Below are 13,912 nucleotides of genomic sequence, written 5' to 3' on the forward strand. Positions count from 1 at the left end.
CTGCCCCATCGCCGGGGTGAGGACGACCGGTGACACGGGATCAGAAGTGAAACCGTGCCTTCTTCAGGTCGATCCGACCCTCCTTGATCGGTACCCCTTCGAGTTCGAGCTTGGCGATCTGACGATGAGCCAGGTGCGCCGACGGTTTGCCGGAGGCGCCGAGAACCCGATGCCACGGCAGGTCGGCAGAGTCCGTCCGCATGATCCAACCGACCGTGCGAGCACTGGAAAGTCCTGCAGCATCAGCGATATCGCCGTACGTCGCCACGAAACCGGCCGGAATCGACGCGATGAGTCGCCGTACCTCTTCGATCTGCTCTTCGGTGGTGGCTGCCATGTCGGTTCCTTCAGAGCACGCTGCGAACGAGGGCGGCGACTTCGTCGGCCCGCACGTGCGGGACCATGTGGTCACAGTCGAATTCGACGCTGGTCAGATTTTCGCCGAGGTGCTCGGTGAGCGCTGCCCGGAACTCGTCGGTGACGTACGGAGGCTGGACTTTCATTGCTTGAACCAGCACGGTCGGCATCGAAGGCGGTGGCAGCACGATCGGGCGAGCGAGTTCGCCCCACCCGGTCACGATTGCGGGCGTGGACAGGCGCCAGTTGACGCGCCCGTTGCCCAGTTGAATCAGGTGCTCGGCCATCTCGACGTCGAGGTCCTGGGTGGGAACCTCACCCCACGAGCCGTGAATCTTCTCGGAGTACGCCTCGGCCGCATCGGTGTAATCCGGTGAGCCGATTGTGAGTTCGGCCACTTCCTGCATGAAAGTCGGATCCAAGCCGATCGCTGGATCGAGCAGAACGAGCCCACGAACGCGTTCCGGCGCGGTGGCCGCGAGGTGAAGCGCCAGCATTCCGCCGAACGAATGCGCGACGATCACCACCGGTCCGTTTGCATGTTCGTCCAGTGTCTCGAGCAGGCTCTCGACGTGGGATTCGATGTTCCACGGGGGAGCCCAGGTCGAGCGCCCGTGACCGCGCAGATCGGGCGAGATCCAGCGCGCTTGGGGCAGTTGGTTCTCGGCCATCGACTGCCAACGGCGGCCGTGACCGGTCAGACCGTGCAGCGAAAGGATCTCCGGCGCCCCGACGGGTCCGTAGAGATACGTATGGAGTGCAGACACGAGGTCAATCATGCCGGATGCAGGCGATGTGTGAGTTGTCGGTGCGCTCTGGTGGAATGCCTGGGTGAGTGAGACGGCAACACGCAGCAAGGTCACCATTCCGCGGGCGCGGTTGGTGCACCGAACTGCGCCGTCTCCGATACCCCGAACGTGGGATGAAGGGACGACGCGGCTCTTCGCGCCGCCGTCCGAGGATCCGTTCCAGCTCGCGTTCGGCCCTGTTTCATTCGGTTCGGCAGCGGCTTGGAATCCCTGGCAGGTACTCGGCAGTCCCGGAACCGGCAAGACGTCCCTTCTCGTGGATCTGGCAGTGCAGAAGATCTCGGGTGGCGAAGATCCTGAATCGGTCCTGGTGCTCACCCAGTCACGCCGAGCCGCGACGCAGGTCCGCGAGCAGATCACCGCTGGGTTGCTCGGGTACCAACAGGAACGCGGACCGCAGGCAACCCGTGAGCCGCTGGTACGCACCGTTCACTCTTACGCCTTTGCCGTTCTCCGGCTTCAAGCCGCAGCACACGGCAATGCGCCGCCACGCCTGATCACCGGCGCCGAGCAGGACTCGGTGCTCCGAGAGATGTTGCGCGGCGACATCGAAGACGGCGCCCTCCGGTGGCCGGAGCGCCTGCGACCCGCATTGGGTTTGAACGGATTTGCCGTCGAACTTCGAGATCTGATGCTGCGAGCCAACGAGCGCGGGCTCGGCCCCGAAGATCTGGTCAAGCTCGGCAAGAAGCGTGGCCGTCCGGAGTGGGTGGCGGCCGGGCGGTTCGCCGAGGCCTACGAGCAAGGCGTGCTGCTGCGCGGCAGTGTCGGTGTCGAGGCTCCGGAGGCGACGGCGCCGGCGCTCGACGCGGCCGAGTTGATCGGTGCGGCCTTGACCGCGTTCGCCACCGATCCCGAATTGCTTCGCTCCGAGCGCGCTCGGATCCGGCACCTCCTTGTCGACGACGCACAACATCTGGATCCGCAGGCGGCGCAACTGGTTCGGTTGATCGGAACCGGAACTGCGGGCACGGTCATCGCCGGTGATCCCGATCAGTCCGTCTTCGGATTCCGCGGTGCGGATTCGGCGTTCCTGCTCGGACTGGCCGAGCGCGGAGACGAGCGCCAGATCGTTCTGCCCGTCACGTATCGCAACAACGCCGACGTCGCGTCGATCGCGGCCAAGATCGCTGCGCGGCTGCCCGGCAACCTTGCTCATCGCATCGCGGTTCCATCCGATCTCACCGATGAGAATCCGGGACGGGCGTCGGTGCGGGTTCTCGGTACGACGGCCAAAGAGGCGGCAGTCGTCGCAGATACCTTGCGCCGGGCGCATCTGCTGGACGGGATTGCGTGGTCCGACATGGCCGTCATCGTGCGGTCGGTCCCGCGCACTCTCGCCCCTCTCCGGCGAGCCCTGCTCGCGGCGGGGGTGCCCGTCACGACCGCTGCCACCGAATTGCCGCTCGCGCGGCAACACGGAGTGTCCGGCCTGCTGCTGGTCCTTCGGGCGCTCGGCGGCGATCAGTTCACCGGCGACGACGCGCTTGCCCTGATGGCCGGTCCCATCGGCGGCGCCGAACCGGTCACCCTGCGCCGGTTGCGTCGTGGCCTGCGCCGAGTCGAGTTGGCATCGGGAAGTGATCGGGACTCCTCGGAGTTGTTGCGGCTCATTCTGATCGACGAGGATCGTGCGCAGTCCAAGCGCCTGATGGGCAAGCTGACAGACGTCGAAGCTGCGGCCCTCAATCGCGTGCTGTCGGTCCTTCGCAAGGCCCGAGTGCCTCTCGAGCGTGGTCTCGGGGTCGAAGAAGTTCTGTGGGCGGCCTGGCAGGCGACGGGGCTGGAACGACGGTGGGCGGCCGCGTCGGCGCGCGGCGGACCGATCGGCTCACAAGCCGATCGAGACCTCGATGCCGTAGTCGCACTCTTCGACGCGGCTGCCAACTACGTCGACCGGCTGCCGCGTTCGCAACTCTCCGGTTTTGTCGACTACTTGACCAGCCAGGAGATACCGACCGACTCGCGGAGCCGATCGGTCATCGCTCCCGACGCCGTCACCGTGGTCAGCGCTCACGCCGCGGCGGGGCGCGAATGGGCGGTTGTGGCGGTGGCGGGTGTGCAGGAGGGGCTCTGGCCGAGTTTGCGGGCACGCGGCTCACTACTGCGTACCGAAGCTCTTATCGACCTGGTCAACGGAGTCTCCGACGGCAGTGACTCGGCTGCCGAACGACTCTCGCGAACCGCGCCGCTTCTGGCCGAAGAACGCAGGTTGTTCCTGGTCGCCTGTAGCCGTGCTCGTCGCCGTCTGCTGATCACCGCAGTCGAATCGGCTTCGGGGGACACCGACTTGGTGCCTTCGCGGTTCGTGGACGAATTGATCCGTGGTGACGCGTACTCGGACGACCCGTCCTCCGATCTCGACGTCGTTGCACCCGAGACCGGGGATACCCGGGTTCTGTCGCTGCCTGCACTGGTCGCACAGCTTCGCAGCGTGGTGTGTGATCCCGACATCGCGCATTTCGACCCCGAGAAGCATTCTCGGGCTGCTCGCCAGTTGGCCCGTCTGGCTGCGGCCGGAGTACGAGGCGCGCATCCGGATCAGTGGTACGGCACAGCCGAGCCGAGTACCGCTGCTCCCATGTGGCAACCCGAGGACGGACCGGTTTCACTGTCCCCGTCCACCATCGAGCTTCTCGAAACATGTCCTCTCCGATGGGTGTTCGAGCGCCACGGTGGCAGCGACGGAGACAACACTCATGCGATCGCCGGTACGCTGGTCCATACCTTGGTGCAGGCACTGGCCGGCCGGATTCCACCGGATCAGGTCGAGAAGGCACTCGAAAATGCCTGGGAATCCATCGATCTGGGATCGCAGTGGTACTCGCGCCGTGAACTCAATCGAACTCGGGAGATGCTGGCGACGTTCACGGCCTGGATGAACGCAACTCGCGGTGAGCTGACCGAAGTCGGCGTCGAGGTCGCGGTCGAGGGGGTCCTCGAACCGCGCGAAGAAGGAGCGCCTGCGGTCAAGCTACGTGGCCGGATCGACCGGCTCGAGCGCGACACCGAAGGTCGTCCAGTGGTTGTCGACGTCAAGACTGCGCGAAACCCCGTCAGCAACGAGGCCGCGCAATCTCATGCGCAGTTGGCGGCGTACCAGGTCGCAGCGGCCGAAGGTGCGATTGCCGGCGAACCGGCCACACAACCCGGCGGTGCACGCCTGGTATTCGTGGCCAAGTCCAACAAGAAGGACGGTGCGGCGCAGCGAGTTCAGCCGCCGCTGACAGCCGAAGCCGTCGAGATGTGGCGAGACGTCATTCACAACGCTGCGGCAGCGACCCAAGGACCGCAGTACCTGGCCAGGGTCAACGATGGATGTAGACATTGCCCGGTGCGTTCGAGTTGCCCGGCACACGACGAGGGACGACAGGTGAGTAACTAAGTGGCTGCCGCGACGCAGAAGGCACGCCGACCGAAGATCGACCCTGTCGACCTGGCGGTCGCGCTCGGTCAGCACCCTCCGACGCCCGAGCAGGCAGCAGTGATCGCCGCACCGCTCGGTCCGACATTGGTGGTCGCCGGCGCCGGTGCCGGAAAGACCGAGACGATGGCTGCTCGCGTCGTGTGGCTGGTTGCCAACGGCTTCGTCGATCCCGAGGCGGTTCTCGGCCTGACCTTCACGCGCAAAGCGGCGCAACAACTCACGTCGCGAATCCGCAAGCGGTTGGCGCGGCTGGCGGGTTCGGACGTTCTGCGGGCACTCGACCCGACCGGCGGAGTGCGTTCCCGGATTCTGGCCGGCGAACCCGAAGTCAGTACCTACCATGCTTACGCGGGACGGTTGCTCTCCGAACACGGACTGCTGTTGCCCATCGAACCCTCGGCGACGCTGTTGTCCGAGACCGAACTGTGGCAGGTTGCGCACCGCGTCGTGAGCGGCTGGGACAGCGATCTGGACACCGACAAGAATCCGGGTTCCATTACCGAAACCGTTCTGGCCCTTGCCGGTCAGTTGGCGGAGCACCTGGTCGATCCCGAGCAGTTGCTCGAGGCACACACCGAGCTGGACAAGCTGATTCACACTCTGCCCGCCGGCCCGAAACAGCGGGGTGGACCGAGCAAGGAGCTGTTGAATTACCTTGATGTGCAACATAAACGCATCGAACTGTTGCCTCTCGTCGCCCGGCTGGGTGAGACGCTGCGGCGTGAAGGCGCATTGGATTTCGGCAGCCAGATGTCGCTGTCTGCCCGGGTCGCCGCCGAGCATCCCGAGGTCGGGCAGACCGAGCGTGAGCGCTTTCGGGTGGTTCTTCTCGACGAGTACCAGGACACCGGTCACGCTCAGCGAGTGTTGTTGTCCTCGTTGTTCGGTGGGGGAGCCGACGGCCGTTTGGCACTGACGGCCGTCGGCGATCCGATGCAGTCGATCTACGGTTGGCGCGGCGCGTCGGCGGCCAACCTGCCCCGGTTTGCAACCGACTTCCCGCTTGCCAACGGAAAACCGGCTCCGACGCTCGAACTGCTCACCAGTTGGCGTAACCCGCCGGAGGCTCTCGAGCTGGCAAACCTGTCGTCGGCACCGTTGCGTCGACGCGGCGTGGCCGTCAGTACCCTGCGTGCACGGCCGGGAGCCGTCGCCGGAGACGTTCGACTGGCGCTTCTGGGAGACGTCGAACAGGAACGTCAGTGGGTGGCGGAGAAGATCGCCGGAGAATACGAGGCGGCACGTGCCGAAGACCGCCCGACGCCCACGGCAGCGGTGTTGATCCGCCGGAACGCCGATGCCGCTCCGCTGGCCGAGGCCTTGCGGTCCAAAGGTCTGCCGGTCGAAGTTGTCGGGCTCGGTGGGCTCCTGCACACACCCGAGGTGGCTGACGTGATCGCCATGCTCCGGGTGGTCGCCGATCCGCTTGCAGGAAGCGCTGCCGTTCGGCTGCTCACCGGCGCGCGATGGCAGATCGGCGCGAAGGACCTGGCCGCACTCTCTCAACGCTCCCGCGAACTTGCCATCTCCGCGGGATACGGAACGGCGGGTGCGGTCACCGACGCCGAGGCGCTCACCTCGGCGGTCCACGATGCTCTGCCCGGGGAGAACGCCGAGCAAGCAGGATTGGTCGACTCGATCTCCGATCCAGGCCCGGCAGAACGCTATTCGGCTCTCGGGTACACACGCATCAACGCGATAGCGGCAGAGTTGGCGTCGTTGCGCGAACGTATCGGCCAGCCGCTCACCGAATTGGTGGCGGAGGTCGAGCGGGTGCTCGGGATCGGAATCGAGGCGGGCGCGCGGACCCGAGTCGGTGTCGTCGGGACCGCGGGCCGCGAGCATCTCGACGCATTCGCCGACGTCGTCGCCAACTACGCGACGCGTCCAACTGCCAATCTGACCGGGATGCTGGCTTTCTTCGCGGCAGCCGAACAGATCGAAAAGGGCCTAACACCAGGCGAAGTGGAGGTGGCGCCGGATCGGGTTCAGATCCTGACCGTGCACTCGGCGAAGGGGCTCGAATGGGAAGTAGTGGCGATCCCGCATGTCAGCGACGGGGTGTTCCCCTCGTCCACCGCGTCCGGATCATGGCTCGGGGCGCTCGCCGAACTGCCACCGTCGTTGCGTGGTGACCGGGCGGTCGACGCGGATTCGGCCGACGGAGTTCCGGTGCTCGACCTCGAGGAGCTCTACAACCGCAAGGACCTCGAGAACGCGATAACGGCGCACAAGAAGGCCTTGTCCAACCGTCGACTGGACGAGGACCGGCGGTTGTTCTACGTCGCGCTGACCAGAACCGAACGGGCGCTGTTCATCTCGGCGCATCACTGGGCGGAATCCGGTTCGGAACCGAAGGGGCCTTCGGAGTTCCTGGACGAGCTGCATCAGATGGTCACGGCCGACAACGATGCCGATGAGGAAGACTCACGCGGTGCGATCGGCGTCGTGGAGGAATGGGCGCCGGCCCCGGAACCCGATACCGAGAACCCGTTGGCCGCCACGCCCCGTACGGCGCAGTGGCCGCCGGATCCGCTGGGTGCGCGGCGCGGCGCCGTCGAGGCCGGAGCCGCGAGCGTCCTGTCCGCACTCGCTTCGCTGCCGCAAGACAGCGAAGAGGCGGAAGAACCGGAGGACGATCCGGAGAACTGGGCCTCGGACGTCGACGTGCTCCTGGCCGAGCGCGAGGCCCGCGCAAACGCGCGTGCCGAAGTGATTCTCCCGGCGCAGCTTTCGGTGACTCAGCTCGTCGACCTCAAGGCAGATCCGGACGAACTGGCGGCTCGCCTACGTCGTCCGTTGCCGTATCCGCCCAACCCGTTGGCTCGTCGCGGAACCGCTTTTCACGCCTGGATCGAGCGAAGGTTCGGTGCGACTCGGCTGTTGGATCTCGACGAGCTACCCGGCGCCGCGGATACCGGCGCGGGTCCCGAGACCGACCTGGTGAAACTTCAGGATGCGTTCTTGCGGTCCCCGTGGGCCAATCGCAGCCCGATCGAAGTGGAAGTTCCTTTCGAAACATCCATTGCCGGAACGGTTTTGCGCGGTCGGATCGACGCTGTGTTCGCCGATCCCGACGGCGGATGGACGGTGATCGACTGGAAGACCGGTGCCGAACCGTCGGCCGCCAACGAGGACGCTGTTGTGATGCAGTTGGCCGCGTATCGGGTGGCCTGGGCCGAATTGATGTCAGCCAGAGCTCGTTCGGCGGGGCGCAACGAACAGTTTCCGGCCGACAAGGTGCGGGCGGCGTTTCACTACGTTCGATCGGGTCGCACCATCGCTCCCGAGAACCTGCCGGACGGTGAGGCTCTCGCTCGCCTCATCCGAACGGCAGGCGCGCAAGATTAGCTTGCGTTTCGACGAGCCTTGAGTGCTTCGGTCACCAGCGGAACCTGCAGTGGGAGACGTGCGATCGAACCGATCTTCTGCGGTGTGGACGTCTTCGGGCTTCGGCACCAGTCGATCGCCATCTGGATGTTGGCGGGGAACACGGCAACAAAGAGCGCGGCGGCAAGGCCCGCGCCGAGCTTGCGGGTCTTCGGCACGGCCAAGGCAGCGCCGATCGCCAGTTCCGCGACGCCGGACACCTGGGTGTAGGTGCGGGCCTGTCCGGGAAGCTGGCGGGGAACGGTGCTGTCGAAGAACGAGGGCGCTGCAAAATGCATGGTGCCGGCGCCGAGAAGGAGGGCCGACAAACGAAGAGCGGCCGCTTGGCTGGGAGTGGACGTCGAACCGGTGAAAGGCATTTGCCCAGCCTGCCTCACGGTGGACCTTCTTGCCACTACCGGCGCCACGACCCGCGCGCTATTCGGCGCCCGAGTTCCGAAGTCGATCTTCGAGGGTTACGCTGCCTGCCGATGTCCGTGTAGGTATTTCGTAAGTTCGAGTGAGAGAGTCGATGTATGGCCGGTAAGCTCCGGGCGCGTTTGACCAGGTCGGAAGCATTGACCGATCAGCCTGACTTCGCCCTTGTCGGGGTGCTGCGCATTCCCCAGCTACAGACAAGTCCGGCGCGGGCCATCTACAAGCGAGTTCTCATCGCGTTGGGTGCCCTCGGTGCCGCCGTGTTGATCGTCTACATCGATCGCGCCGGATACCGAGACGCACAGGACAACGAGCTGTCGCTGCTCGACTGCATCTACTATGCGACGGTTTCGCTCTCGACCACCGGCTACGGCGATATCACTCCGTTCACTCCGTCGGCGCGCCTGGTCAACGTCCTGTTGATCACGCCACTTCGAATCTTCTTCTTGATCGTGTTGGTCGGAACCACACTTTCAGCTCTGACCGAGAGTTCGCGTCAGGCGTTCAAAATTCAGCGTTGGAGGCAGCACGTGCGTAATCACACCGTCGTCGTCGGATACGGGACCAAGGGGCGGACGGCGATCGAAGCAATGCTCGGTGACGGTGTACCGGCGTCGGAGATCGTGGTCGTCGATACCGATCAGACAGTCCTCGACTCCGCGGCGAGCAAGGGCCTGGTGACGGTGTTCGGTTCGGCGACGAAATCGGACGTACTTCGGTTGGCAGGTGCGCAGAATGCGTCGTCGATCATCGTGGCCACGAATCGTGACGACACCGCAGTGCTCGTGACGCTCACAGCCCGCGAAATCGCGCCGAAAGCCAAGATCGCCGCAGCCATCCGTGAAGCCGACAACGCGCATCTTCTGCGTCAGTCCGGCGCAGACTCGGTGGTCGTGTCCTCGGAGACGGCAGGTCGACTCCTCGGCATCGCCACCACAACGCCGACTGTCGTGGAGATGATCGAAGACCTTCTCACCCCGGAAGCCGGATTCGCGATCGCCGAGCGCGCAGTCGAACGTGACGAGGTCGGCGGCTCTCCGCGTCATCTCTCCGACATCGTGCTCGGGGTAGTTCGCGACGGCCGTCTGGTTCGCGTCGGTTCGCCCGAGGTGGACGCCGTCGAGGAGAACGATCGCCTGCTCTACATTCGCCGCGTCACGAACTGAGTGCTGCCGAGCTTCGTGCGCGCAGTAATGTCGTGAGCGTGAACGACTTCCAGCTGACCGAAACACCGCTGCTCTCACGCTCGAGCGTCGGCCGCGCCGAGGAATTGCGGTCGGATGCCGCCGCACTGACCACGGGTTGGGCGGACGCGCTGCTCCTCCGTGTGAATTCACGGGGTCAGGTCAAGGTCTCACCGGAAGGTCAGTTGGTCTTCGCCGAGGCAACCGAACTGGGTCCGGAACCGGTGCGCGGTGCAGTGTTCCTGGGAATTCGGGAGAATCGCCACGTCTGGGCGGTGCGGGTGTCGCTGCTGGCGGGCACGTTGTCCGAATTGCGCATGCTCGGCGGAACACTCGACGACGCGGACGCCGGTTTGTTGACCGGTGCCGTCGCGATTCTCAACTGGCACGACAGTGCCGGATTCAGCGCTATCGACGGCGCACCGAGTGAACCCACCATGTCCGGCTGGTCACGCATTTCCACGTCCACCGGCCACGAGGAGTTTCCCCGAACGGATCCGGCGGTCATCTGCCTGGTGCACGACGGCGGCGATCGAGTTCTACTCGCTCGTCAGCCGACCTGGCCGCAGCGACGTTTCTCGATTCTCGCGGGATTCGTCGAGGCCGGGGAGTCACTTGAAACGTGCGTTGTCCGCGAGATCAAGGAAGAAGTCGGCATCGACGTGCACAGCGTTCGATACCTCGGGAGCCAGCCTTGGCCGTTCCCGCGCTCGGTGATGTTGGGCTTCGCCGCAATCGGCGACCCCGCCGCTCCGCTTCTGTTCGCGGACGGCGAGATCGCCGAGGGCACCTGGTTCACGAAGGACGAGGTGCGTGCCGCTCTCGAACTCGGCGACTGGGGTTCGGAAGCGGACGCGCCACTGCTGCTGCCCGGCTCGATCTCCATCGCTCGCGGAATGCTCGAGAGCTGGGTCAAATAGGAGCTGGGTCAGACAACAGCCTGAAAGGCTCTACAGACCCAGGGCCTGCTTGACCTGGTTGAGCGACGGGTTGGTCGCGACGCTGCCGTCGCCGTACTTCACGGTCGGAACGACGTGATTTCCACCGTTGACGCTGCCGACGAAATCGGCTGCTGCCGGATCGTTCTCGATGTCGATCTCGGTGTACTCGATCCCCGACGCGTTGAGCTGCGTCTTGAGGCGGCGGCAGTAGCCACACCACGTGGTCGAGTAGATGGTCAGGGCAGGCGCATTTTCGGTAGAAGTCACGGCCGATATAACACCACGACCGAGAGCGTTGTTCCGTATCGGCCCGTGTTCTCTTGCCCACATACCGTCGGGCGCGGCGAATGGCGAGTCGGAACGTCCTGCCATGATGGTCCCCATGCCTGCGGACACCGGACTGGATCCAGAACAATCGGCCGCCGTGCTCGCGCCACGCGGCCCGGTATGTGTCCTCGCGGGCGCTGGAACAGGCAAAACCCGCACCATTACCCGCCGGATCGCGCATCTGGTTGCCGACGGTCATGTCTCCGCCGGCCAGGTGCTTGCCGTGACATTCACAGCGCGAGCGGCCGGCGAAATGCGTGGACGGCTTCGTGAGCTGGGGGTTGGTGGGAGTGGGCCGCAGGTACAGGCTCGCACCTTCCACGCCGCCGCTCTTCGTCAACTCAAGTACTTCTGGCCGCAGGTGATCGGTGACACGCCGTGGCGTCTGCTCGATCGAAAGTTCGCGGTTGTCAGCAGTGCCGCCGCTCGTGTCGGGTTGTCCACCAGTACGGAAAGCGTGCGCGACCTCGCCAGCGAAATCGAGTGGTCCAAGGCCTCACTGATCGCGCCCGAGGACTACCCACGCGCGATAGCCAAGATTCGTCGCGAGGCGCCGGTCGATGCCACCAAGGTTGCGCAGGTCTACGCGGCATACGAAGAGCTGAAGGCACGTGGCCAGGACGGCATGCTCCTCGATTTCGACGATCTCCTACTTCACACCGCGGCTGCGCTCGAAGAGCATTCGACGGTTGCCGACGAGTTCCGCGAGCGGTACCGCTGCTTCGTGGTCGACGAGTATCAGGACGTCACCCCGCTGCAACAGCGTGTGCTCGACGCCTGGCTCGGCGACCGCGACGACCTGACCGTGGTGGGCGATGCGAATCAGACCATCTACTCCTTCACCGGCGCCACCCCGAACTATCTGTTGGACTTCTCGCGGAAATTCCCCGAAGCGACCGTCGTCCGGCTCGAACGGGACTACCGCTCCACCCCTGAGGTCGTGTCGTTGGCGAACCGCGTGATCGGTGCAGCGCGCGGACGGATCGCCGGGACGCGTCTTCAGTTGATCGGGCAACGCGCTCCGGGGCCTGAGCCGGAGTTCATGGAGTTCGACGACGAGCCTGCCGAAGCGCTCGGCGTTGCGCGGGCGATCAAACGGCTGATCGCGGCAGGCACTCCAGCGGCCGAGATCGCTGTTCTGTATCGGATCAATGCTCAGTCGGAGGCGCACGAGCAGGCACTCACCAAGCTCGGCATTCCGTTCCAGGTGCGTGGTGGAGAGGGCTTCTTCACCCGCACCGAGGTCCGTCAGGCAGTGGCGGCACTGCGTCAGGCCGCCGGACGGGACGACCTCCCCGAAGGCGCAGACAACGGCGAAGCGCTGGTTTCACTGGTTCGCGCTGTACTCGCGCCACTCGGTCTGACCAATGAAGAACCTTCGGGCACGCAAGCCCGCGAGCGCTGGGCGTCGCTCTCGGCTCTCGTGGCGCTGACCGAAGAACAGCTCGTCCACGAACCCGAACTGTCGCTCACCGGGCTTCTACAAGAGCTCACAGCCCGAGCCGAGGCGCGGCACCCACCGACCGTGCAGGGCGTGACGCTGGCTTCGCTTCACGCGGCCAAGGGGCTCGAATGGGATGCGGTGTTCCTGGTCGGCCTCAACGACGGCACCCTGCCGATCCAACACGTTCTCGGCGACGCCAATTCGGGCGCCGACGACGTCGCGGTGGAGGAGGAGCGTCGGCTTCTGTACGTGGGGGTTACCCGCGCCCGCGAGCATCTGCAGCTGTCTTGGGCATTGGCTCGCAATGAGGGTGGACGCAAGTCCCGTCGCCGGTCGAGGTTCCTCAACGGGCTCATCCCCGAGGACTCACCGGCTTCGCGCGTTGCCGCGCCGTCGTCGGGGAACAAGAAGCGTCCGCGCTGCCGCGTCTGCGGCAAACCGTTGATCGGGACGTCGGCGACAATGCTCGGGCGCTGCGAAAAATGCCCGTCCAATGTCGACCTGGAATTGCTCGAGCACCTCAAGGCCTGGCGTCTGGACAAGTCCCGAGAACTCAAAGTTCCGGCCTATGTCGTCTTCAGTGACAACACACTGATGGCTATTGCCGAACAACGACCACAAGACAATCGTGGGCTGGTTTCGATCCCTGGAATCGGGCCGAAGAAACTCGACAACTTCGGGGAAGACGTACTAGCTGTCATTCGCGGCGAACTGCGTGCGGCAACACTCGATATCTGAAATGCGTCCGAATCGACAACGGTGAGTTACATAACCGCAGGTCAAAAATAGGTTGTGCAGATTCGACGAATTCTCTACTCTGGTTTTCAGTGTTACGGGGCAACCTGTGCGCAGAAACTATCCGGACCGACACGAAATGGAGGTGGCAAATAAATGACGAACTTGATCTCGTATGAAGCGTGCGCAAGCGCAAAGTTCGCTGTTGCCGCCCCCATGCTGCCGCGTGCAGCGGGATGGGCGCAGCATGCGTTCCGCCTGCGCCCTCAAGCAGCAGCAAAGAAAGCAGCTGTCGAGTCCGTGTTCTTAAGCCATCGAGGTATTTCTCGGTAGGACACATCCGTTCACTTACGGCCACGGACCCGCAGCCCCTGCGGACCGTGGCCTTTGTGTTGGATACCCCTCTTTATCCGGTTTCCGACTCGGCTCAGGTTCGCACCCATCGAACCCATATCGTGCGACACAGTTTCGCATCCGAGCACTAGGAGACCGAGTTGTCTGCCCAGACAATCCGCGTGGAATCCGAAAACTCCACCACTGCAGTAACTTCCACCGACGTCACTTCGGCTGCAGTCACGTTCATCGAGGTCGCGTCCACCCGCCGCGACCTGCCGTGCCGGGCATCCAACCCCGATCTCTGGTTCGCCGAAGCTCCGGCCGAACTCGAGCAGGCGAAGGCACTGTGCGCGCAGTGCCCCATCCGTTCCCGTTGTCTCAGTGCGGCTCTCGACCGCGCCGAGCCGTGGGGGGTGTGGGGAGGCGAGATCCTCGATCAGGGGGCCGTCATAGCGCGCAAGAGACCGAGGGGGCGCCCACGCAAGCAACTCGTGTGCGCGTGAGAGCCCTATTCGGCGGAGTCGGTGTCTTAGTCGGCGGCGCCG

The 13,912-nt window shown here is 64.8% G+C and carries 10 protein-coding genes; 6 read left to right on the forward strand and 4 right to left on the reverse strand.

Features of this window, described 5'->3' with window-relative positions; all coding sequences use genetic code 11:
- Nucleotides 1–40: 40 nt before the first annotated feature.
- Both FEZ59_RS27380 and FEZ59_RS27385 read right to left on the reverse strand, forming a co-directional pair.
- Nucleotides 41–337, reverse strand: coding sequence for an MGMT family protein (locus FEZ59_RS27380; protein WP_019747820.1), 297 nt, complete (start codon nucleotides 335–337; stop codon nucleotides 41–43).
- Nucleotides 338–347: 10 nt separating this feature from the next.
- Complete coding sequence (locus tag FEZ59_RS27385) at nucleotides 348–1,133, reverse strand: alpha/beta hydrolase (protein ID WP_085989608.1); 786 nt, start codon at nucleotides 1,131–1,133, stop codon at nucleotides 348–350.
- 55 nt (nucleotides 1,134–1,188) lie between these two features.
- On the opposite strand from FEZ59_RS27385, the gene FEZ59_RS27390 reads away from it, so the two are divergent.
- Both FEZ59_RS27390 and FEZ59_RS27395 read left to right on the forward strand, forming a co-directional pair.
- Nucleotides 1,189–4,551, forward strand: a complete 3,363-nt coding sequence (locus tag FEZ59_RS27390; RefSeq protein ID WP_020969239.1) for an ATP-dependent DNA helicase — start codon at nucleotides 1,189–1,191, stop codon at nucleotides 4,549–4,551.
- Nucleotides 4,552–7,944, forward strand: a complete 3,393-nt coding sequence (locus FEZ59_RS27395; protein ID WP_172933459.1) for a UvrD-helicase domain-containing protein — start codon at nucleotides 4,552–4,554, stop codon at nucleotides 7,942–7,944.
- On the opposite strand, the gene FEZ59_RS27400 is transcribed toward FEZ59_RS27395, so the two are convergent.
- Nucleotides 7,941–8,342, reverse strand: coding sequence for a membrane protein (locus FEZ59_RS27400; protein ID WP_019747824.1), 402 nt, complete (start codon nucleotides 8,340–8,342; stop codon nucleotides 7,941–7,943). The genes FEZ59_RS27395 and FEZ59_RS27400 overlap by 4 nt on opposite strands.
- A 156-nt stretch (nucleotides 8,343–8,498) precedes the next feature.
- On the opposite strand from FEZ59_RS27400, the gene FEZ59_RS27405 reads away from it, so the two are divergent.
- Nucleotides 8,499–9,566: a potassium channel family protein gene (locus tag FEZ59_RS27405; RefSeq protein ID WP_003942296.1), complete on the forward strand. Its 1,068-nt coding sequence runs from the start codon at nucleotides 8,499–8,501 to the stop codon at nucleotides 9,564–9,566.
- A 38-nt stretch (nucleotides 9,567–9,604) separates the two neighbouring features.
- Nucleotides 9,605–10,504: an NAD(+) diphosphatase gene (nudC, locus tag FEZ59_RS27410; RefSeq protein WP_007731249.1), complete on the forward strand. Its 900-nt coding sequence runs from the start codon at nucleotides 9,605–9,607 to the stop codon at nucleotides 10,502–10,504.
- A 30-nt stretch (nucleotides 10,505–10,534) separates the two neighbouring features.
- Here the strand turns inward: nudC and FEZ59_RS27415 are convergent, their stop codons facing one another.
- Complete coding sequence (locus FEZ59_RS27415; RefSeq protein ID WP_003942350.1) at nucleotides 10,535–10,792, reverse strand: mycoredoxin; 258 nt, start codon at nucleotides 10,790–10,792, stop codon at nucleotides 10,535–10,537.
- Between the two features lie 103 nt (nucleotides 10,793–10,895).
- On the opposite strand from FEZ59_RS27415, the gene FEZ59_RS27420 reads away from it, so the two are divergent.
- Both FEZ59_RS27420 and FEZ59_RS27425 read left to right on the forward strand, forming a co-directional pair.
- Nucleotides 10,896–13,034, forward strand: a complete 2,139-nt coding sequence (locus FEZ59_RS27420) for an ATP-dependent DNA helicase UvrD2 (protein WP_029537946.1) — start codon at nucleotides 10,896–10,898, stop codon at nucleotides 13,032–13,034.
- Nucleotides 13,035–13,546: 512 nt separating this feature from the next.
- The gene (locus FEZ59_RS27425) at nucleotides 13,547–13,870 is read left to right on the forward strand and encodes a WhiB family transcriptional regulator (protein ID WP_003942321.1); all 324 of its coding nucleotides are present in this window, start codon (nucleotides 13,547–13,549) and stop codon (nucleotides 13,868–13,870) included.
- The last annotated feature ends 42 nt before the right edge of the window (nucleotides 13,871–13,912 follow it).

Origin of the sequence: Rhodococcus sp. MS13 (assembly GCF_013277835.1) — a bacterium.
GTDB classification, from domain to species: domain Bacteria; phylum Actinomycetota; class Actinomycetes; order Mycobacteriales; family Mycobacteriaceae; genus Rhodococcus_F; species Rhodococcus_F erythropolis.